This is a genomic window from Agrococcus carbonis, assembly GCF_900104705.1.
GTDB lineage: Bacteria > Actinomycetota > Actinomycetes > Actinomycetales > Microbacteriaceae > Agrococcus > Agrococcus carbonis.
Window position 1 is genome coordinate 1 of sequence record NZ_LT629734.1, and the last position, 19612, is coordinate 19612.

The following is a 19612-nucleotide window of genomic DNA, read 5'->3' on the forward strand; positions in this document are numbered from 1 at the left end:
TGACAATGCCCTCGCCGAGTCGACGATCGGGCTGTTCAAGACCGAAGCGATTCGCGACGACTCGCCCTTCCGGACCGGTCCGCTCAAGCAGCTGGAGGACGTCGAATGGGTCACCGCTGAATGGGTCGACTGGTACAACGCCAGGCGCCTGCATTCCACCCTCGGCGACGTCCCTCCCGAGGAGTTCGAGGCCGCGTACTACGCTGACCTCGAAACGCCATCACACCCGGTGCTGGCACCCGCATAGGAGCGGCAGAGAACCGGGGACGGTTCAGGAGGATATGCATGGAAACGACGCATAGCCACGGGTCAAGTGGTGGCACTGGGAGGCGGGTGACTTCCGAGTGCGGCTCGGCATCGCTTTCGGACTCACAGTCACTATCGTTATTGCGCAGTTGATCGGCTCTATCGTGACGGGGAGCCTCGCGCTTCTCACCGACACGGCGCACGCCTTTACTGACGCCTCAGGGCTGTTGGTCGCGCTGATCGCGGCGACCCTCATGCGGCAACCGTCAACGTCAAAGCGAACATGGGGATTCAGGCGCGTCGAGGTAATCGCTGCACTAGGGCAGGCAACGCTGCTGCTCGCCGTAGGCGTGTATGCGGCTGTCGAAGGGGTTCGTCGGCTCTTCGAGCCTCCCGAGATCCCAGCATCCGAGTTGATCGTGTTCGGCGTGGTCGGACTCGTCGTGAACATCATCGCGATCGTGGTGCTCTCCGCGAATCGCGGCGCGAACTTCAACATGCGGGCCGCGTTCCTAGAGGTGCTGAACGATGCGCTCGGTTCCCTCGGCGTCATCGCCGCGGCAATCATCATCTGGACGACCGGCTTCCAGCAGGCGGACGCGATCGCCGGCCTCTTCATCGCCGCGCTCATCGCGCCGCGAGCGTTCCTCCTGATGAAGGAGACCGCGGGTGTACTCATGGAGTTCACCCCGAAGGGGCTCGACCTGGACGAGGTCCGTCGCCACATCCTCGAGCTCGAGCACGTGGTCGCTGTCCACGACCTGCACGCCTCCACCGTTGCGACAGGATTGCCGACGATCAGCGCGCACGTGGTGGTCGACGACGAGTGCTTTACCGACGGGCACGCAGCCGAAGTCCTACAGGACATCCAACAGTGTGTCGCCGGGCACTTTCCGATCGCGGTGCCGCATTCGACCTTCCAGATTGAGACCGCGCGATCAGTGAGCAGGAGGCGACTGGCGTCAGGCATCCGTAGGTGGTGGCGACGCCGACTCGCGCTGCAGCATCCTGGTGTCGGCCTAGCATGGGAGCATGCTGCTTATCGTTGCCGCGCTGCGGCTGTCATCCTCCTGCCTTCCCACGCATCCGTCACCGGCTCGACTCCGGCCAACGGAGACGTGGTCGTGGAGCAGCCGGGCACGTTCAGCGTCGTGATGAACGAGGAGATCCTTGCGATCGAAGGGCGAGCGGAGCCAACGTGATGCAGTTGACGGACGCCGACGGGTTGTTCTACGGCGATGGCTGCATCGCCGTAGAGGGCGGAACCATCGCGCTCGACGCCGAACTCGGTGGAGCTGGCGACTACGCCTTGACGTATCAGCTCGTGTCGGCCGACGGACACGCGGTCGACGGTGTCATCGAGTTCGCGTTCGAACCGGCATCGGGTGCTGAAGGTGCGAGGGGCGGTGAAGCCGCACCAGTGTGTGGAGAAAGCGCTCCCGCGTCGTCGGCGCCCGCTTCACGGGAGACGGGCGACAGTAGTTCATCGAGCTCGCCGGAGGCTATCGCGGCGCCTGATACGGGTGCTGAGGACCAGACGGCAGAGGGAGGCAACCTGCCGCTGTTGGTCGCCGGAGGGGTCGCGGCCGTCGTCTTGGCCGCGGGGATCGTCTTCGCGATCAAGCGCCGCTCTGGCGCCGAGGCCGGCGGAGCCGACCCGAGCTAAGGGATCTCGAGCCGCGTTTCGCGGGTCTGCAACCAGAGCAGGGGGTCGAAGGACACATAGTCGCTGTTCTTCAAACTCGAGGTGCAGGTGCGGTCCGGTGGATCTGCCGGTGCTGCCGACCTGACCGACGACAGTCGACACATCGACGACCTGACCGACTTCGACTCGGATGGACCCCGCCTGCATGTGCGGGTACCAGGACTGCACGAATTGACCGTTGATGTTGTGGTCGACGAAGACGGCATAGCCGCCGCCGCCCGGGTTGTTGCCCTGCCAGACGGCTGAGACGACGCCGTTAGCAATCGGGCGGATCTCCTGCCCAGGGGGAAGCGGGATGTCGGTGCCACCGTGCATCCCACCGGGCCGGTATCCGAAGCCACTCGAGATCGGTAGCTGAGAAATCTGCGGAAACGGAGTCTGCACATAGTCGGTCTCGAGCATCGACCAGGCATTGGGAAAGGCGGGGCTCCCGCCGTAGTAAGTCCCGCGCGCTCCCTGTCCGCGACCACCTGGACTGCGGCTCGTTCCTCGGGCGACATCAGCGCCGCTTCGAGGGGGTCGTTGACGACGATCTCGTCGCGGGCGAAGAGGGTCGTCGCCTCCGCGGTGACGGGATCCAGCGCTTGCACATCCGGTTCGATCTGCGCGACCGCGGGTCTGACTCGGCGGGCAGTTGCATCGCTTGAGCGGGCAAGGACGTGACGACGACGAGCGAGCCGATGAACAGCAGGGCGGCACCGGCGGTCGTCTTCCGCGCGATTCGGCGGAGGCGTCGGGTCGCCGTGTCGGATGGGCGCGTGGGCGAGGCAGGAGGGGCGGGCCGGAGCGGCGATACGCGAGCGGCCCGAATGGTGGGAACATGCTCGCCGCCATTGCCCAGCGCCGCGGCGTCGACGACGATGTGCGAAGATGCGCGCGTCGGCTCGGCCAGCCGGACAGGGATGGCGCGCGCCGTGCGCGTGGCGGCTTCGCGGATGGCGCGGCGGCTCGTGTAGATCGGTGGCGAGCCCTCCGCCACGGTGGCACGCGCGCTAGCGCGAGCTTCCGCCGCGGTCTGCGCGATCTTCGCAGCAGCACGCTCGCGCTCGCGCATCGACTTACGAGTCAAGACCTGAGGCGTGTCTGGCGACGCGCTTTCATGGAGTGCGCCAGCTGACCGGTCGGGTTCTGGTGTCACGCGTAGCTTGGTCCTTGGGTTGGGAACGATAAGTGTCGACATTCGAGACAAGGCATGTAGCAGGTCATGCTCATGCCGTCGTCGCGCGTGCAACCAGTGTCGCCAGCGCAATCCTCCTTCTAAAGTAACGGAACGGTAACGGACGGGCAAGTCTTGACTGCGCGCCTGCAAGGGAGGCGCCGGCGCCAGGGCTGATTCCAGACACGCCCCGCAGGCCTCCGCCGATCTCGACTCTCAGGTGGAACATGAATGTTGATACCTTGGCCAGGCTCGGCTTGGCCGGGCTTGGCTTGAGTCAGCGGGTAGTGCAGCGCTAGTGCTGCCGGACGGGAAGAGATGGCACAGTCTGATGGGCGGGCACTCGGCGCGCGTTCGCGCTGGAGCAGCCTCCGATTCGGCATGGCCGCGACCGTCGCCGTCGGTGCCATGCTTGCGACGTTGATCGTGCCGGGTGTGCCGCAGGCCGATGCTGTCGACGAGTACGGCTTCCCGACCTGGGCGGAGGTCGAGGCCGCCCGCGGCAGTGTGAGCGCCAAGAACCAGCAAATCAGCGAGATCCGCGCCCTCATCGCGCAATTGGAGACTGACGCGGTGGATGCGCAGGCCCTCTCCGACCAGCGCGCTGCCGAGGCGATCGAGGCCCAGCGCGTCTACGACGAGGCCGTCGCGGTCGCCGAGCGGCTGCAGGGCCAGGCCGACGAGGCCACGGTGAGTGCCGAACAGTCACAGCTCGCTGCTGGCCAGCTCGCTGCGCAGCTCGCGCGCTCCGGTGGCACGGGCGACATGAGCGCCGAACTCTTCGCCAACCCCGGCTCCGCCGACACCTGGCTCCACCGCCTCGACATGATGGATCGTGCCGCCGGCACTGCAGACACGCTCTACGAGCAGGCGCAGCAAGATGCCAACGCCGCGCAGGCGCTGCAGGACCAGGCCGCGGTCGCCCGCGACGAGCTCCAGGCGCTCAAGGTCACCGCTGATGAGGCCTACGCAGTGGCACAGGCTTCGGCGATCGCGGCGCAAGAGGCCGTCGAGGCCCAGCAGGAGCGGCGGGTCGAGCTCGAAGCGCAGCTCGAGGTGCTGGTCGAGGACCGTGCCGCGACCGAGGACGACTACCAGGCAGGGCAGCGCCACCGCGCGTGGCTAGCCGAGCAGGAGCAGCTGCGGCTTGAACGTGAGGCGCGTGAGCGCGAGGAGGCCCGCCAACGCGCGCTCGAGGAGCAGCGACGGCTCGCCGAGCAGGCCGCTCAGAACGGTGGCGGGTCCGGTGGCGGCAGCTCCGTGCCGCCGACTGGCCCGAGCAGCAGCGGCTGGGTTACGCCGCACTACGGCCGCTTCACTTCTGCGTATGGTTGGCGTAACGACCCGCTCGGACAGCTGGGCCGCAAGTTGCACGCCGGCGTGGATATCGCCGCCGGCTGCGGTACCCCGATCTACGCGGTCGCCGACGGCACCGTCGCGCTGCGCTCGCGCGACACCTATGGCGCGAACATGCTCTACATCAACCACGGCGGCGGCGTGCAGAGCGAGTACTTCCACATGATCCGCCCCGCGAACGTCTACCCCGGGCAGCGCGTGAGCGCTGGACAGGTGGTCGCCTACGAGGGCTCGACGGGCTACTCGACAGGCTGTCACCTGCACTTCCAGCTGCGCGTCGGCGGCACGCTCACCAACCCGGAGTCGTTCTTGAACTCGCGCGGCGTCTCCCTGCGCTGAGATGTAGGCGCTGCGGCCACGTTGGCATGGCTGCCTGACCGGGCTTGGTCCGTGGCTGCGGCGGGTTCTTCGACAAGTGGGTCGTCTGATGTGCGCGGAGCCGACGAACTCGCGCCTAGAGACGATCGCGCATTGCCTCCTCGAGCTGCTCTTGCGTCGGTGCCCCAGCGAAGCCCTTCTCCGTCGCGTAGATCTGGCACGCCAACCCGCGGACCGGTGTCGCCGGGAACAGATCGGCCTCATTGACCTGGATCGTGGGAGAGCCTCCAAACCGGTTGCTCGTAGCCTCTGCTTCGGTGCGAATCGTCACCGACTCGACGGGTACGTCGGTGACAGCTAGCGTGTCCAACGCCCTGCGCGTACGTGCTTCGGCGTCCGCAGTGTTCGGGCAGTCGTCGAGATGCAGCAGCTGCACTTTCACGCAGTCAAGCCTCCCGCTCGTTCCTCGGGAATGGCCGCCCTTCGTGGGCGGCGAGCTGAGGGCGGCTCCGGCGTTCCCGCTGCTGCGGGATTCCTGCCTCGTCCGAATTCACGAGAAGCAGGCAGAGCAGTGCGACCCCGGCGAGGACGAGGATGTCTGCGACGTTCCCGACGAAGAGGTTCCCGTACGCGATGAAGTCCGTGACGTGCCCGTGCCCGAAGGAGGGCGGGTTCACGAGCCGGTCGACGAGATTGCCGGCCGCACCGCCGAGGATCAGCCCCAGGGTGATGCCCCATCGAGCGCCGCGCAGTCGCGTGGCGAAACCGAGCGTCACGATAACCGCGATGACGGCGGCGACGGTGAACACCCATGTGGCGCCGGAGCCGATCGAGAACGCGGCTCCGGGGTTGGAGACCAACGACAGGCCCAACAGGTCGCCGACGAGCGGGACGCGATGGCCCGGCTGCAACTGGGCCAATGCGAGCGCTTTCGTCCCCTGGTCGAGGATCAGCCCGGCTCCAGCGACGGCGACGGCGATGCCGAGCGCGCGCGGCGGGGTGGCCCTGGACCTGTCCCGAGCTGGCGGTCCGTCGTGCGCCACGGTTGACTTCGCGGCGCTTGTCCCGTCCTCTCGCGCGATCATTAGGCCGCCTTCCGTGTGCGCGCGGCGCGGAGCCCGTTGAGGATCACTATGACCTCTGCGATCTCGTGCACCAGGACGACGGCGGCGAGTCCGAGAACGCCGAAGAGTGCGAGTGGGAGCAGAGCGGCGATGATCAGCAGCGACAGGATGATGTTCTGATTGATGATGTGGCGCCCACGGCGAGCGTGGTCGAACGCGCGCGGGATGAGGCGCAGGTCGTGGCCGGTGAAGGCGACATCCGCGGACTCGATCGCAGCGTCTGACCCGGTCGCTCCCATCGCGATTCCGATGTCTGCGGCGGCGAGGGCGGGGGCATCGTTGATGCCGTCGCCGATCATCGCTGTGCTTGCCTTGCGGGACAGCTCGCGGATCGCCGTCGTCTTGTCTTCGGGGCGGAGCTCGGCGCGTACGTCGTCGATTCCAGCGTGCGCGGCGAGGGCGTGCGCGGTTCGGGCGTTGTCGCCGGTGAGCATGGTCACGCCGACGGCCTGGCCGGCGAGCGTGCGGACGGCCTCTGGAACTTCGGGGCGCAGCTCGTCGCGGACGCCGATTGCGGCGACCGGCGTCCCGTCGCGGTGGACGATCACGACCGTCATGCCCTGCTCCTCCAGTCCAGCGACCCGGCTGGCGAGCGGGCCCGCATTGAGCCAGCGGGGGCTGCCGACGGTGATCCTCGCCCCTTCGACGGTGCCTTCGATGCCGTGTCCGGCTTGCTCGGTCACATCGAGCGCCGCGCGGGCTCCGGGCGCTGCGGCGGTGATCGCTGCGGCGAGGGGGTGCGTGCTGCGCTGCTCCAGCGCGGCCGCCCACTCCAGCGCCTGGTCCTCTGACACGCCGTCGGCGGTGAGGACCGCGGTGACGGCGGGCTCGTTGCGGGTAAGGGTGCCGGTCTTGTCGACGGCGACGTGGCGGATCGTGCCGAAGCGCTCGAAGGCCGCGCCGGACTTGATGATCACGCCGAACTTGCTGGCAGCACCGATCGCGGCGACAACCGTGAGCGGTACGGAGATGGCCAGCGCGCACGGGGAAGCGGCGACGAGCACGACGAGGGCGCGGGTGATCCACAGCTCGGGGTCGCCGAGCAGGGAGCCGAGGAGTGCGACCAGGGCGGCGAGGATCAGCACACCGGGAACCAGCGGGCGGGCGATCCGATCGGCGAGGCGGGCACGGTCGCCCTTCTCGGCCTGCGCTTGCTCGACCAGTCCCACGATCGTGGTCAGCGAGTTGTCCGTCCCCGCCGCGGTCGTCTCCACCTCGAGCGCACCAGCGGTGTTGATCGCCCCGGCCGACACGGCGTCGCCGGGCTCGACCTCGACCGGGATCGACTCGCCGGTGATCGCGGAGGCATCCAGGCTGCTGCGTCCCGAGCGGACGATCCCGTCCGTCGCGATCCGCTCCCCTGGACGGACCAGCAAGATCTGCCCGACGGTCAGGTCCTGCGCCGCGATCTCGGCAGAGGCCCCACCGCGGCGGATGGTCGCGGTGTCGGGGATGAGCTTCAGCAGTGCCCGCAACCCGCCGCGGGCACGGTCCATCGCCTTGTCCTCCAGCGCCTCCGCGATCGAGTACAGGAACGCCAGCGCTGCGGCTTCCTCGACGTATCCGAGGATGACCGCGCCGACCGCGCTGATCGTCATCAGAAGCCCGATACCGAGCTTGCCTTTGAGCAGCTTCCGGATCGCGCCGGGGGTGAACGTCGACGCGCCCAGCAGCAAGCCGATCCAGAACAGCACCAGGGCCGGGATCGTCGCCCCCGACCATTCGCAGAGCAGCCCTGCGAGGAACGCGAGGCCGGATAAGACTGGGACGAGGATCCCTCGATCCGTCCACCAAGGCCCGTTGTGGTCGTCATCCTCGTCGATTGCGGGCCCATCCACTCGGGACTTCGTCACGGACCTCATGCGTCCGCTCGCGCGCAGCAGCCCGGCACGGTGCACGAGGCGTCCACGCACGGCGCTTTTTCATTCACGGCCAGCGTCACGTCCACGAGCGAGGTCAGCGCCGCCGCAAGGTGAGGGTCGGTGATCTCGTAGCGGGTCTGCCTGCCCTCGGGCTCGGCGACCACGATGCCGCAGTCGCGCAGACACGTCAGGTGGTTCGACACGTTCGACCGCGTCAACTCCAACTGTCGCGAGAGCTCGGCGGGGTAGTTCGGGCCCTCGAGCAGCGCCATCAAAATCCGGGAGCGCGTCGGATCGGCCATCGCCCGGCCGAGCCGGTTCATGACGCCGAGACGCGGAACAATAGTCAGCATGCAATGACTATACAGTTATCGGTGAATTCAGGTCGCACCTCTTCGGGTCACGCGACGGCAGCGGTGTCGATCCGATCACCGTCGACGTCCTGCCACGTCCACAAACGATGGCGGTGGAAGTGGCCGCGGCGTGGAGTCGGGTCACGTGTCATCGAGGTCCGCTGTCGCGGCGGCGCGGGCTCTTCTACTCAGGTGATGTCGATGAACACCGGTGCTGAACCTCCGATGTCGACACCGGCGATCACGGTGTTGAAGCCTGACCAACCGCCATGTACGGCGCGTCCACCGCCGATGTAGATGCCGATGTGCGCGCGACCCACCCCGCCGTCTGCGTAGTAGATGACGTCGCCGGGCGAAGCAGCTGACATCGGGATCGTCGGACCGAGATTGAACAGCGAGCTCATTCCCGAGTACGGCAGTCCCGCGGCCCCGATTGCGCGGCGCACCATGGCGACGCAGTCCTGGGAGACGCCGACCTGCGCGATTGCGGCATCCGCGATGACGCTGCCGGTGGCTCCGGCTGCAGTCACGGGCTCCGCCTGCGTGGCGCTCGGAGCTCCGGCACCGTTGCCTGCGGTACCGGTCGCGGCCGCCTGTCCTGCCCGTTCCTGTCGCTCCAGCGCTTCCTCGCGTTCTAGCGTTTCCTCGCGTTCCAGCGCTGCTTCCAGTTCTGCCCGGATCTGGGAAAGCTCTTCGGCGGTCGTGGCCTGGACATCGAGGCGGTCGTCGCTGAGGCCGTTGTCGCCGGCGGTCACGACGCCCGACACCGCCTGTGCGTCGATAACCATGTTCGGGAGCGGCTGCCCGGAGCCGGGGTCGGCGGCGAGGGCCGGCGCCGCGAGAGGTGTTGCGAGGGCAGCGGCGATGGCGATCACGCCGACGCGGCGTACGCCCAGACCGATGGAGGCTCGGGTCATGCGCGGCCCGTTGCGCGAGTCGGTGGAATTGGTGTTGTGGATCGGGCTTGGCACAGGCAGTTTCTCCGTAGGTTCGGGTGCCAGCGGCACAGAAGTCGACGTTACCAATCCGTTACCTACCTGTCACCTTCCGCGCAGAGTTGGCGGCGTGCCGCATGCGATAGCTTGCTCGCACCATTCATAGGAGCGACCAGTACGCTCCAAGTGATGCTCACCCGGTACTCCATGGCTGGCGCTGCCGAGCGCGCTGATCGATCCCAGCGTGGGTCCAAGCTCTCGACACAGAGCTTCCCTGGCCGCAGCAGCCGCTCCACGGTCCGTGGTCTCTTGATCCCGGCGGTCACGGTGAGTGCGCTGGTGCTCACCGGCTGCGGCAGCGCAGCAGGTGTCGACGGCCAGGGCGGCGATGCCGGCTACATCGCGGGCGACGGTATCGTCACGGAGATCGCGCCGGAAGCGCGCGCCGCTCCCGGATCGTTCACCGGCCCCTTGGCCACCGGCGGCGAGTTCGACTCCGCAACGCTCGACGGGGTCGCGCTCGTCAACTTCTGGTACGCCGCCTGCCCGCCCTGCCGCGTCGAGGCGCCCGTGCTCGCGGACCTGCACGCCGAGTATGGTGACCGAGTCGACTTCATCGGGATCAACGTGCGCGATGGCGCCGCCCAGGCGCTGGCCTTCGAGGAGGAGTTCGGCATCGAATACCCTTCGGTGCTCGACGACCAATCCGCTCAGGGCCAGCTTGCGTTCGCAGGCATCGTCGCCCCCAACGCGGTGCCATCGACGATCATCCTCGACGCCGAGGGTCGTGTCGCTGCGCGCGTCTCCGGTGCCGTCACGGACACCAGCATTCTCGCGACCCTGCTGCAGGAGGAACTGGAGCGATGAGCCGGCTGCTCGTGCTGAGCGGTGCCCTGGACCCAGGCGGGGCCGTGCTCAGCGGGCAACTGCTGCTCTCCGTCCCGATCGCGCTGCTTGCGGGCATCGTCTCCTTCGCGAGTCCCTGCATCCTGCCGCTGGTCCCGGGTTATCTGGGCCTGATGGGATCGCTGGTCGGGGAGGAGGGCGGCCGTGCCAGGCTCATCACCGGCGTGGCGCTCTTCGTCGGCGGCTTGACCGCCGTGTTCGTGCTCGGCACCGCCCTCGTCGGCACCATCAGCTCGTTCCTGCTCGTTTGGTCCGCGGTGCTCGTGCGCGTTCTCGGCGTGCTGCTGATCCTGCTGGGGATGGTGTTCGTCGGGCAGTTCCGGGTCCTCCAACGCGTATGGAAGCCGCCGCAACTGAAGGGCGGCGGAATGTGGACAGCGCCAATTGTGGGGATCATCTTCGCGCTCGGCTGGACCCCGTGCTCGGGCCCGACCCTAGCCGCCATCAGCGCTCTCACCGTCACCACCGGTAGCGCCTGGCAAGGCGCCCTCCTCGGCTTCGCCTACGCCCTGGGGCTGGGCATACCGTTCCTGCTGCTCGCGATGGGGCTTGGCTGGATGGGCTCGGCGATGGCGTGGATGCGACGGCACATCCGGGCAATCAACATCGGCGGAGGTGTCACTCTGATGATCATCGGCCTACTGATGGTGACCGGTGTCTGGGACGCGATCATGAACGAGATGCAGGGGTGGATCCCCTCGTATGTCACGATCATCTAGCCGCGATCACGCGGCCGCCACCGACCCGCTGCGCCCGGTCGACCACGTCGATGAGCCAGAGCGCGACGAGCTCGCCTTCGGTAGCGGGCCGAAGCTCGGCGTCCTCGGCTGGCTGCGGTTCATGTGGCGGCAGCTCACCTCGATGCGCACCGCGATCGTGCTGCTGCTGCTGCTCGCCGTGGCAGCGATTCCTGGCAGCCTCGTGCCGCAGCGCTCGAGCGACCCGAACGGCGTCATCCAGGTGCGCGCCGACAACCCCGAGCTCGTCTGGTTCTACGACGCGCTCTCGTTGCACGACGTCTACTCGAGCCCGTGGTTCTCGGCCATCTACATCCTGCTGTTCACCTCCTTGGTCGGCTGCGTCATCCCGCGCCTCATGCACCACTGGAAGGCCATGCGCGCGCTGCCGCCGCGCACGCCCGCCCGCCTGTCTCGCCTCGTCGGCTTCCAGACCGTGGCGGGCGACGCATCCGACCTCGACCGTGCGGATGGGGTGCTCAAGAAGCTCGGGTACCGCACGACGCGCTACGGCGACTCGGTCTCTGCCGAGCGCGGCTACCTGCGCGAGACGGGCAACCTGCTGTTCCACATCGCGATGCTCGCGCTGATCCTGGTGGTGGGGCTCGGCTCGGGCTTCGGCTACAACGGCCAGCGGCTGCTGGTGGAGGGGCGCGGGTTCGCGAACACGCTCTCGAGCTACGACACGTTCACGGAAGGGCAGTGGTTCGACGACGCGACCCTGCCGCCGTTCGCGGTGCAGCTCGATGACCTCGATGTCGTCTACGAGACGAGGAATCCGAACGCCGTGGGCGCGCCGCTCGATTTCACGGCACACGTGTCGGTCACTGAGGGCGGGGAGGCGCGCGACGCGCAGATCAAGGTGAACGAGCCGCTGGACGTCGCGGGCGCTGACCTCTACCTGATCTCCAACGGCTATGCACCGCGCATCTCGGTGCGCGATGCCGAGGGTGAGCTCGTCTACGACGAGTACACCCCATTCCTGGCGCAGGACGACCTGATGACGAGCCTGGGCGTGATGAAGTTGCCGGACGGCCTGGAGGAGCAGCTGGGGCTGCGTGGCTTCTTCTACCCGACCGCCGTGGAGCTCGACACCGGTGCGCTCGCGTCCGCGTACCCAGACATCGCCAACCCCGTGCTGTCGCTGCAGGCGTTTACGGGCGACCTTGGGCTCGACGCGGGCATCCCGCGCTCGGTGTACGCGCTGGAGACCGACGAGATGACGCAGATCGCGGGTGGGGAGTCGGGCACCGATGCGCTGACGATCGCGCCGGGGCAGACGGTGGACATCCCCGGTGGGCTCGGCACGATCACGTTCGAGGATGTGCGGCGCTACGGCGTGATTGAAGTGCACGTCGACCACACGCAGACGCCGGTGCTCTGGATTACGGTGGTGCTGTTCCTCTCCATGCTGGGTTCGCTGCTCATCCCGCGCCGCCGCATGTGGGTGAAGGCTGCGGAAGGGCGGCTCGAGCTCGCTGGGCTCGCGCGCGGCGAGGACCCGACGCTCGAGCGGGCGGTCGAAGACCTCGCAAGACGCATTGGGGGCGACGCTGTCGCCGGTGTTGGCCGGAGGATCGACTAACTGTACGAATTGACCGGTGGGCGGGCGGGCATCGCCAAAGGTTCCCGGACGACCGCTGTGCACCGGGTCAAGCGCGAAAGTGCCGCGGTCTCGGGGGCCTCTTGAAGCCTTGGAGTCGGAGACTGTTGCGAACCACCAGCGCCGAGGAGACATCGGCCGCAATGCTCGGATTGAGGAGACGAAGAGGCCTCGAGCTCGGATTGGACGTAGTCCGGCAGCGTCGAGCGATGGGCACGGGGTCAGCACGACTGCTGACGCACTGGCGCGCCGCTCGAGCGCAGGCTTGGCGGCAGTGCGGTGGCGATCGCTCCCGAGCTGGGCTGTTCAGCTCTGCCGGTCCGCGTCGCTGCCCTGGGCCCGCTGCTGCAGCCGCCGCAGGTACTCGTTGTATGCCTCCGCGTCTTCATCGGCGCGGCGCTGGTCCCGCCCGGCTTGCCTCGTGTCTTGGCGTCGCCATCGTGCGAGCGTCACGATCAGCATCGCGAGCAGCGGCAACTCTCCGAACGTCCATGCCAGAATCCCGGCAATCCCCTGGTCGCGAACCGGGTCGACCTCCCACGCTTCCGGAGCAGCGGCGGCGAAGTAGGGGACGACCGGCGTCGCCGAGAACAGCATCACGAGCCCGAACGCGGCATGAACCTGCATCTCGAGAAACACATCGAACATCCGGCTCGGATACGAGGTCCGGCGCGGGAGCGGATCCGAAGACACCAGCGGCGCGGTGATCAGGATCCCCACGATGAGGAACACGACTTCAAGAAGGATGTGGCCGAACCAGAATCGCAGCACCACATCCGCGACGCCACCGAAGTAGAGTCCGAAAAAGGACAGCAGCATCAACGGGATGACGAGCGCCGGATGCAGCGCGAATCGAGCCGCTCTCGAACGCAATCCACACAGCGCGACTCGGAGCACGGTGTTGCCCAGGCCACGATGCGGTGTGGCGCGCAGGAGCAGGGTTCCCGGGGATCCGAGAACGAGCAACGGGGCGATCACCACCATCAAGGCGAGCTGCTGGAACATGAATATGGAGAACATCAGCCGGCCATAGGCGTCGACGCCTGCGCCCGTGACCACCGCCACCAGCAGGCAGGCGAGCAGGAAGCAGGCGGTGCGCAGCCACGGCCAACGATGTCCGTGCCGTAGCAATCGCACGACCCCCGCCACGTAAACGATGGCGAGCAGAATGGAGATCGTCGGCAACACAAGCGCGGACGAAGAGACCGGGAGCAGGAACTGGTCGAAGCTCGGGGGCGTCAGACCGACGGCGTCGGCGGCGCTCATCGCCGAAGGTCGCGATCTGCTGCGACGGCCCGGCGATCACACGCAGTTCGATGCCGGTGCTGAGTGCATCGTGGGTGGCTCACGACACCCACCACAACTGCGACATGGTCCACTCCTGGTTCGCTGGCCGCGTGTTGCCGCAGCACTGTCCCGGTGCGCCTTCACGAGCGCACCGAGCGCGCGCTGCTGTCCATCCGCGGCTGATCTCACGCAGCTGGCAGCAGGTCTGCGCGCTTCTGGGCCCAGCGTAGTCGGCTCAGGCAAGCCGTCGCCGCGAGGCATCCATCTGACGACCGCGCACTCTCCTGACGAGAGGCAGCGAACTCCGATAGCTGGGGGACTGGACGGCACCAGATTGCGCCGAGAGCCGCTCTCGCTGGGTCTCAAGTCGCGGCTGCGGTCGTGGCGGCTGGTCCGGCGTGACCGCCATCGTCCGTCCCAAGCAGGATTGGAGACGCTCCACGATGCGTCGCTGCAAGTGTTGGGGTTCATGGGGCCCTCAACACGGAAGGGTACAATCGACCCGTGCCCGTAGCTGATCTCGACTCCTACTCGCTGCTGCTCGTCTACTCAGCGATGGCGGTGTACACGCTCGCGTTCATCGCCTACGCGATCGACGTCGCGCGCCGCTCGGCGACAAAGATCGTGCCCGCCGAAGCGCGCATGCCCGTCGGCGCTGGCGCGCCAACGTCCGCGGCCGAGCCGACGGTGGCCGGCACCCCGGGCGCGGCAGCCGGGCGCGGCGCCCGCATCGGTTTCACGCTGACCGTGCTCGCATGGGCGCTCCACCTGGGCGCGACACTGCTGCGCGGGCTGGCTGCCGGACGGGTGCCGTGGGCGAACATGTACGAGTTCGCCCTCACCGGCGTCGCCGTCATCGTCGGCGTGTTCGTGCTGTCGCGGCTGTGGAAAGACCTGAACTTCCTAGGGGTGTTCTTCACCGGGCTTGCGACCGTGTTCCTGGGCGTTGCGACGGTCAACTACTACGTAGCGCCCACACCGCTACCGCCCGCCCTGCAGACGTACTGGCTCGTCATTCACGTCTTCGTCGCGACGCTCGCGACCGGCTTCATGGGCCTCGGCACGGGCCTGAGCATCCTGCAGCTCATCAAGGAGAAGCGCGACAACGGCTTCCTGCGGTCGCTGCCGAGCCCGGTGCAGCTCGAGGATCTCGCCTACCGGGTCGGCGTGATCGGGTTCATCTTCTGGACCTTCACGCTCATCGCGGGCGCGATCTGGGCGGAGCACGCCTGGGGCCGCTACTGGGGCTGGGACACGAAGGAGGTGTGGACCTTCGTGATCTGGGTCGTGTACGCGGGCTACATCCACGCGCGTGCGACGCGCGGCTGGCGCGGCTCTCGTTCGGCGTGGCTGCAGATCATCGGCTTCGCAGCGATCATCTTCAACTTCACGATCGTCAACCAATTCTTCACCGGCCTGCACGCGTATAGCGGGCTTTGACGGTCAGCAATCACCTCCACCGCGAGCTGATCTGTGTCGTGTCCTGGGGGCCAGCGTGGCCAGGCAGGGAGCGGTAGGCAGCTTCGACTAGGCGTTGCAGGCTTGGCCGATTTCGCGTCTTCGTGGCGTGGCGCCGAGGCAGGCGAGGAAGACGCAGCAGCGTCCTGCGCTTCGGGCGAGCACGGGCGGAAGGTAGAGTGAGGAGAGTGCGTACTCGACCCGTTGTTGCTTTCTCGATCATCGCTGCAGCCGCAGCCGTCGTCATCATCGCTTTGCTGCTGGTCGTACGGCCCTGGGAGGGGAACGGCTCGCCGGTCGCACGCGAAGAACCGGTCGACGCTCTTGCTTCCCCCGCTGCACTGCCACCACTCGTGGACGAATCGACGCACATCCTGAACAACGCGGGCCCCGGCGCTCCTGTCGTGGTCGAATTCCTCGACTTCGAGTGCGAGGCCTGCGGCGCCGTGTACCCCACGATGGAAGAGCTCCGTGAGAAGTACGACGGCGAGGTGACCTTCGCTGTCCGCTATTTCCCGCTGCCGGGGCACTCGAACTCTGTCAATGCGGCCCTCGCCGTCGAAGCTGCTGCACAACAGGGCGCGTTCGAGGCGATGTATCAGCGGATGTTCGAGACGCAATCCGAGTGGGGAGAGAGACAGGCCTCGGAAGCCGACCGATTCCGCAGCTACGCCGAGGGCCTGGGCCTCGACGTGGCGGCCTACGACGCCGCCGTTTCGGACCCTGCGACGCTGGCCCGCGTCGAGCAGGACTTCCAGGCCGGCGCCGAGCTCGGCGTCGACCGGACGCCGACGATCTTCGTCGACGGCGAGCGGCTGGAGCTATCGCAGCTGAGCGACATCGAGACGGCGATCCAAGCAGCGATGCCGCAGTAGGCACTTCCGGTTTCATGTCCGGAATTCCGTGACCACCGCAAGGTGGGACCCTCAGCGCTCGTGATACTCGGACTCAGAGATATTCGCAGATCGTTTCGGGTGTGCACGCCTCTGGCGGTGTCTGTGCCGCATGCCCGCGGAGCTCGGCGACACTCGCCCGCAGGAGGCTGAGCTTCGCGAGCTGTTCATCGATCTCAACCAGCCGTCGGTCGAGGAGATCCCGAACATGACCGCATGGTGAACCGCCAGCGTCACGAACATCGAGGATCGCCGCGGCCTGTGCGAGGGTGAGTCCTGCCGCTCGGGCCCGACCGATGAACTCGAGCCGCTGCACTGTCTCGTCGCCATAGTTGCGGTATCCGGCGGTCGTGCGCTCCGGAGGCTGAAGCAGCCCTCGCTCCTCGTAGTACCGCAGCGTCGACGGTCTCGTCCTCGCCTTCTCCGCGAGCTCCCCGATCCGCATCGTGACTACGCCTTCCGCCGCCCGCTTGACCTTCAAGCATGCTTGAAGGTCCATTCTGTCGGATGAGGCGGCATGAACGACCCGGTTCCCAGAGGAGGCAACATGGCACGGCACGGCGAGTTTGACCTTGCAGTGATCGGCACGGGCGGTGCGGCGATGTCCGCGGCGATCCACGCTCGACTCGAAGGGGCGAGCGTGGTCGCCATCGAGTCGGGAACGCTCGGTGGCACCTGCGTGAACGTCGGCTGCGTGCCCTCCAAGACACTCCTCGCCGCCGCGCACACTCGACATGCCGCCCGATCGAACCCGTTCCCAGGCACCCCCACATCCGCCGGCGAGGTTGACCTGAGCGCGCTCATGCAGCAGAAGGACGAGTTGATCGGCATACTTCGCCAGACCAAATACGCTGACATCGCCGCCGCCTACGGGTTCGACATTCAGTCCGGCGCCGCGACGTTCACTGACGCTGCAACACTCCTCGTCGACGGCCGACGAGTTCGTGCTAGGTCGTATCTGGTCGCCACCGGAGCCGAACCGCACGCCCCGGCCATCCCCGGTCTCGAGCAGGTGGACTACCTCACCTCGACCACGGCCATGGAGCTGACCGAGTTGCCCGCTTCGCTCGTGGTGATCGGCGGCGGCTTCGTCGGCCTCGAACAGGCGCAGCTCTTCGCCCGCCTCGGGGTCGAGGTCACCATCGTCGGCCGGCTCGCTCCGCACGCCGAACCCGAACTCTCCTCCGAACTCCACAATGCCTTCCTCGCCGAGGGAATCGCCGTCATCAACGACCGAGCCGTGACGATTACCCGGAACGGCGACCTGGTGCAGGCGATCACCCGCACCGGCAAGGCGGCCACCGGTGGACGAATCCTCATCGCCACCGGACGCGCACCACGCACTGACGGGCTCGACCTCGCTGCGGCGGGCGTCGCGAGGGACGGCCGTGGCTTCATCATCGTCGACAAGGACCAGCGGACGACGAACCCGACCGTGTTCGCCGCCGGCGACGTGACCGATGTGCCGCAGTACGTGTACGTCGCCGCGATGGCCGGGAAGATCGCAGCCCGCAACGCGCTCGGCCGCCACGAGCAGGTCGACTACACCGGGATGCCCTCGGTGTTGTTCACCTCACCTCAGCTCGCCTCCGCCGGGATGACCGAAGCCGAAGCCCTCGCCGCGGGATACCGGTGCACCTGCCGTTACCTGCGACTGTCCGAAGTGCCCCGAGCCATCACCAACCACAACACCCGCGGCGGCATCAAGATCGTCGCCGACGCTGACACCGGCCGAGTCCTCGGCGTCCACGCCCTCGCCGAGACCGCCGGCGAGATGATGCTCGCCGCGACCTACGCCATCACCGCCGGATTCACCGTCGCCCAACTCGCCGACATCTGGGCCCCGTACCTCACCATGGCCGAGGGAATCCGCCTCACCGCGAACCTCTTCCGCAACGAACTCCCCACCTCCTGCTGCGCCTGAACGCTACCCAAGTGGTTCTGAATCAAGTCGCCGTGCGAGGTCGTCGACTGCTCGCTCGAGCGCGGGATCCTCGCCGCGGGCAAGCCCTGCGAGTTCGAGCCCGGCTGGTGCCGCCTTGACCCACAGGCGGCGACGCGGGATGAGCAGCGAGCCGATTAGCGATGCCACTCTCCCAGATCTGCGCACAACTCGAAGCGGAGATGGAACGAGATGAACAGGCCCCACAGGCACCGACGGCCGGCACCGCACGCAACGGCGCTGCAGCGCCGAGCGCGGCACAGTCCGAGCCACCCGACAAGCGTACCGCCGGCGCAACGAGCAACCGGGCTGCGCCGACGGTGGGCCGGGCCAGGGATCCGCTGCATGTCCTCGATCTGCGCGACCTCTGCTTCCGCGTGACGCAGAATGAGCATAGGATTTCGGTATGCCGAAAATCGTGCGCGAAGAACGACAAGCACAACCCGTGACGCGTACAACGCGGCAAAGATCATCAGCGCCCCGGCTGGCATGGCTGTTGGGACCCGCGCTGGTGGCGGGGGTCGCCTATCTCGACCCCGGCAACGTGGCCAGCAATATGACGGCCGGCGCGCGCTACGGGTATCTTCTGGTCTGGGTGGTGGTGCTCGGCAATGTCATGGCGTGGCTCATCCAGTACCTCTCGGCCAAGCTCGGCATCGTCACCGGCAGCAGCCTGCCGGAGATGCTCAGGGCACGCATCCGCAATCCGTATGTGCGCCGTGCGTACTGGTTGCAGGCCGAGTTGGTCGCCATGGCGACCGATATCGCCGAGGTGATCGGTGGTGCCGTCGCGCTGAATCTGCTGTTCGGCATCCCGCTGCTGTGGGGAGGAATGATCACCGGAACCGTGTCGCTGGTGTTGCTCGTGGTCCAGTCCCGGCGAGGCGCACGCAGCTTCGAATTCGTCGTCATCGGACTGGTCGTGATCATCGCCATCGGCTTCTCGTTCGGAGTGTTCGTCGCGCCCCCGGACCCGGGCGGTGTCGCAGCCGGCCTCCTGCCTCGGTTCGAGGGCACCGACTCCGTGCTGCTCGCGGCATCCATTCTCGGTGCCACGATCATGCCGCACGCGATCTACGCGCACAGCGCCCTGGCTCGAGATCGCTTCGCTCCATCGCAGCCGCAGGTGCGCTTCAACGTTCCCCTGGAGGAGCTGCGAGGCATCTCGACCCGACGCCTCCTGCGTGCGACGCGCTGGGACGTCAGCGTCGCGATGCTGATCGCTGGCACCGTCAATCTCTGCATCCTGTTGCTGGCGGCCGCCAACCTCGCTGGCGTTCCGGGCACCGACACCCTCGAGGGCGCCTATGCCGCACTACGGGATGGAATCGGGCCTCTCGTCGCGACCCTCTTCGCAGTCGGCCTGCTCGCCAGCGGCCTCGCGAGCACCTCAGTGGGGGCGTACGCCGGTGCTGAGATCATGCATGGACTGTTGCACGTGCGCATTCCGCTTATCGCTCGACGCCTCGTCACCCTCATCCCTGCGCTCGTGATCCTCGCGCTCGGCGTCGACCCCACCCTCGCGCTGGTGCTGAGCCAGGTCGTGCTCTCGTTCGGCATCCCCTTCGCGCTCATCCCGCTCGTCGCCCTCACCGCCAAACACGAAGTGCTCGGCGAGTTCCGCAACCGCGCGGTGACGACCGCAGCCGGGATCGTGGCATCCGTCGCTCTCATCGCACTGAACGCGATGCTGCTCTGGCTGGTCGCTTCCGGCACATGACGGTGCGACCG

The 19612-nt window shown here is 67.4% G+C and carries 19 protein-coding genes and 1 pseudogene; 12 read left to right on the forward strand and 8 right to left on the reverse strand.

Translation table 11 applies throughout. The annotated features are described in order from the left end of the window. From BLT67_RS00005 to BLT67_RS00015, 3 genes are all read left to right on the forward strand, one after another. On the forward strand, window positions 1–247 hold a 247-nt coding region (locus tag BLT67_RS00005; protein ID WP_035254666.1), incomplete at its 5' end, for an integrase core domain-containing protein. A gap of 97 nt (window positions 248–344) precedes the next feature. Further along, window positions 345–1448, forward strand: a complete 1104-nt coding sequence (locus BLT67_RS00010) for a cation diffusion facilitator family transporter (protein WP_092664472.1) — start codon at window positions 345–347, stop codon at window positions 1446–1448. Then, window positions 1448–1912, forward strand: coding sequence for a copper resistance protein CopC (locus BLT67_RS00015; protein WP_231945668.1), 465 nt, complete (start codon window positions 1448–1450; stop codon window positions 1910–1912). The genes BLT67_RS00010 and BLT67_RS00015 overlap by 1 nt, the downstream gene beginning before the upstream one ends. Window positions 1913–2035: 123 nt before the next feature. On the opposite strand, the pseudogene BLT67_RS13865 reads toward BLT67_RS00015, so the two are convergent. Beyond that, a pseudogene (locus tag BLT67_RS13865) lies at window positions 2036–2785 on the reverse strand (M23 family metallopeptidase); the annotation flags it as partial. 703 nt (window positions 2786–3488) lie between these two features. On the opposite strand from BLT67_RS13865, the gene BLT67_RS00025 reads away from it, so the two are divergent. Then, the gene (locus tag BLT67_RS00025) at window positions 3489–4802 is read left to right on the forward strand and encodes a M23 family metallopeptidase (protein WP_092664482.1); all 1314 of its coding nucleotides are present in this window, start codon (window positions 3489–3491) and stop codon (window positions 4800–4802) included. A gap of 115 nt (window positions 4803–4917) precedes the next feature. Here BLT67_RS00025 and BLT67_RS00030 read toward each other — a convergent pair whose 3' ends face one another. The 5 genes from BLT67_RS00030 to BLT67_RS00050 all read right to left on the reverse strand — a co-directional run bounded on the left by BLT67_RS00030 (window position 4918) and on the right by BLT67_RS00050 (window position 9091). Beyond that, entirely contained in the window at window positions 4918–5223 is a 306-nt protein-coding gene (locus BLT67_RS00030) for a hypothetical protein (RefSeq protein ID WP_092664485.1), read from the reverse strand. 4 nt (window positions 5224–5227) lie between these two features. Beyond that, window positions 5228–5866 (reverse strand): signal peptidase II, encoded by a 639-nt coding sequence (locus BLT67_RS00035; protein ID WP_092664488.1) that lies wholly within the window; start codon window positions 5864–5866, stop codon window positions 5228–5230. Further along, window positions 5866–7767: a heavy metal translocating P-type ATPase gene (locus tag BLT67_RS00040; protein WP_172802030.1), complete on the reverse strand. Its 1902-nt coding sequence runs from the start codon at window positions 7765–7767 to the stop codon at window positions 5866–5868. The genes BLT67_RS00035 and BLT67_RS00040 overlap by 1 nt, the downstream gene beginning before the upstream one ends. After that, on the reverse strand, window positions 7764–8120 hold the full coding sequence (gene cmtR, locus BLT67_RS00045; protein ID WP_092664494.1) for a Cd(II)/Pb(II)-sensing metalloregulatory transcriptional regulator CmtR: 357 nt from the start codon (window positions 8118–8120) through the stop codon (window positions 7764–7766). The genes BLT67_RS00040 and cmtR overlap by 4 nt, the downstream gene beginning before the upstream one ends. Window positions 8121–8308: 188 nt before the next feature. Further along, window positions 8309–9091 (reverse strand): NlpC/P60 family protein, encoded by a 783-nt coding sequence (locus BLT67_RS00050; RefSeq protein WP_157674054.1) that lies wholly within the window; start codon window positions 9089–9091, stop codon window positions 8309–8311. Between the two features lie 153 nt (window positions 9092–9244). Here BLT67_RS00050 and BLT67_RS00055 point away from each other — a divergent pair, with 153 nt between their 5' ends. Genes BLT67_RS00055 through resB form a run of 3 tightly spaced genes read left to right on the forward strand, consistent with a single transcriptional unit; the run spans window position 9245 to window position 12283 of the window. Further along, window positions 9245–9922, forward strand: a complete 678-nt coding sequence (locus BLT67_RS00055; protein ID WP_231945516.1) for a TlpA family protein disulfide reductase — start codon at window positions 9245–9247, stop codon at window positions 9920–9922. After that, window positions 9919–10680, forward strand: coding sequence for a cytochrome c biogenesis CcdA family protein (locus tag BLT67_RS00060; protein WP_092664499.1), 762 nt, complete (start codon window positions 9919–9921; stop codon window positions 10678–10680). The genes BLT67_RS00055 and BLT67_RS00060 overlap by 4 nt, the downstream gene beginning before the upstream one ends. Beyond that, a complete protein-coding gene (gene resB / locus BLT67_RS00065; RefSeq protein ID WP_092664503.1) occupies window positions 10664–12283 on the forward strand; it encodes a cytochrome c biogenesis protein ResB in 1620 nt (539 codons plus the stop codon). Before BLT67_RS00060 ends, resB begins: the two co-directional genes overlap by 17 nt. A gap of 324 nt (window positions 12284–12607) precedes the next feature. Here the strand turns inward: resB and BLT67_RS00070 are convergent, their stop codons facing one another. After that, entirely contained in the window at window positions 12608–13567 is a 960-nt protein-coding gene (locus BLT67_RS00070) for a cytochrome c oxidase assembly protein (RefSeq protein WP_092664506.1), read from the reverse strand. A gap of 576 nt (window positions 13568–14143) precedes the next feature. On the opposite strand from BLT67_RS00070, the gene ccsB reads away from it, so the two are divergent. Both ccsB and BLT67_RS00080 read left to right on the forward strand, forming a co-directional pair. Further along, window positions 14144–15028, forward strand: a complete 885-nt coding sequence (gene ccsB, locus BLT67_RS00075; protein WP_051223145.1) for a c-type cytochrome biogenesis protein CcsB — start codon at window positions 14144–14146, stop codon at window positions 15026–15028. 206 nt (window positions 15029–15234) lie between these two features. Further along, window positions 15235–15921 (forward strand): DsbA family protein, encoded by a 687-nt coding sequence (locus tag BLT67_RS00080; RefSeq protein ID WP_092664509.1) that lies wholly within the window; start codon window positions 15235–15237, stop codon window positions 15919–15921. Between the two features lie 73 nt (window positions 15922–15994). On the opposite strand, the gene BLT67_RS00085 is transcribed toward BLT67_RS00080, so the two are convergent. Then, the gene (locus BLT67_RS00085; RefSeq protein WP_456236379.1) at window positions 15995–16420 is read right to left on the reverse strand and encodes a heavy metal-responsive transcriptional regulator; all 426 of its coding nucleotides are present in this window, start codon (window positions 16418–16420) and stop codon (window positions 15995–15997) included. A gap of 66 nt (window positions 16421–16486) precedes the next feature. On the opposite strand from BLT67_RS00085, the gene merA reads away from it, so the two are divergent. The 3 genes from merA to BLT67_RS00095 all read left to right on the forward strand — a co-directional run bounded on the left by merA (window position 16487) and on the right by BLT67_RS00095 (window position 19601). Further along, a complete protein-coding gene (gene merA, locus BLT67_RS00090) occupies window positions 16487–17863 on the forward strand; it encodes a mercury(II) reductase (RefSeq protein WP_092664512.1) in 1377 nt (458 codons plus the stop codon). Between the two features lie 161 nt (window positions 17864–18024). Continuing rightward, window positions 18025–18330 carry a hypothetical protein gene (locus BLT67_RS13305; protein WP_157674056.1) on the forward strand — a complete coding sequence of 102 codons (306 nt, stop codon included), beginning with the start codon at window positions 18025–18027 and terminating at the stop codon, window positions 18328–18330. After that, entirely contained in the window at window positions 18288–19601 is a 1314-nt protein-coding gene (locus tag BLT67_RS00095; protein ID WP_092664515.1) for an Nramp family divalent metal transporter, read from the forward strand. Before BLT67_RS13305 ends, BLT67_RS00095 begins: the two co-directional genes overlap by 43 nt. The last annotated feature ends 11 nt before the right edge of the window (window positions 19602–19612 follow it).

Bases quoted from the DNA above. Each gene is read 5' to 3' on its own strand.
- BLT67_RS00015 (WP_231945668.1), top strand. From the start codon at position 1,448: ATGCAGTTGACGGACGCCGACGGGTTGTTCTACGGCGATGGCTGCATC.
- BLT67_RS00025 (WP_092664482.1), top strand. From the start codon at position 3,489: ATGGCCGCGACCGTCGCCGTCGGTGCCATGCTTGCGACGTTGATCGTG.
- BLT67_RS00035 (WP_092664488.1), bottom strand. From the start codon at position 5,866: ATGATCGCGCGAGAGGACGGGACAAGCGCCGCGAAGTCAACCGTGGCG.
- BLT67_RS00040 (WP_172802030.1), bottom strand. From the start codon at position 7,767: ATGAGGTCCGTGACGAAGTCCCGAGTGGATGGGCCCGCAATCGACGAG.
- cmtR (WP_092664494.1), bottom strand. From the start codon at position 8,120: ATGCTGACTATTGTTCCGCGTCTCGGCGTCATGAACCGGCTCGGCCGG.
- BLT67_RS00055 (WP_231945516.1), top strand. From the start codon at position 9,245: ATGCTCACCCGGTACTCCATGGCTGGCGCTGCCGAGCGCGCTGATCGA.
- BLT67_RS00060 (WP_092664499.1), top strand. From the start codon at position 9,919: ATGAGCCGGCTGCTCGTGCTGAGCGGTGCCCTGGACCCAGGCGGGGCC.
- resB (WP_092664503.1), top strand. From the start codon at position 10,664: ATGTCACGATCATCTAGCCGCGATCACGCGGCCGCCACCGACCCGCTG.
- BLT67_RS00070 (WP_092664506.1), bottom strand. From the start codon at position 13,567: ATGAGCGCCGCCGACGCCGTCGGTCTGACGCCCCCGAGCTTCGACCAG.
- ccsB (WP_051223145.1), top strand. From the start codon at position 14,144: ATGGCGGTGTACACGCTCGCGTTCATCGCCTACGCGATCGACGTCGCG.
- merA (WP_092664512.1), top strand. From the start codon at position 16,487: ATGGCACGGCACGGCGAGTTTGACCTTGCAGTGATCGGCACGGGCGGT.
- BLT67_RS13305 (WP_157674056.1), top strand. From the start codon at position 18,025: ATGCCACTCTCCCAGATCTGCGCACAACTCGAAGCGGAGATGGAACGA.
- BLT67_RS00095 (WP_092664515.1), top strand. From the start codon at position 18,288: ATGCCGAAAATCGTGCGCGAAGAACGACAAGCACAACCCGTGACGCGT.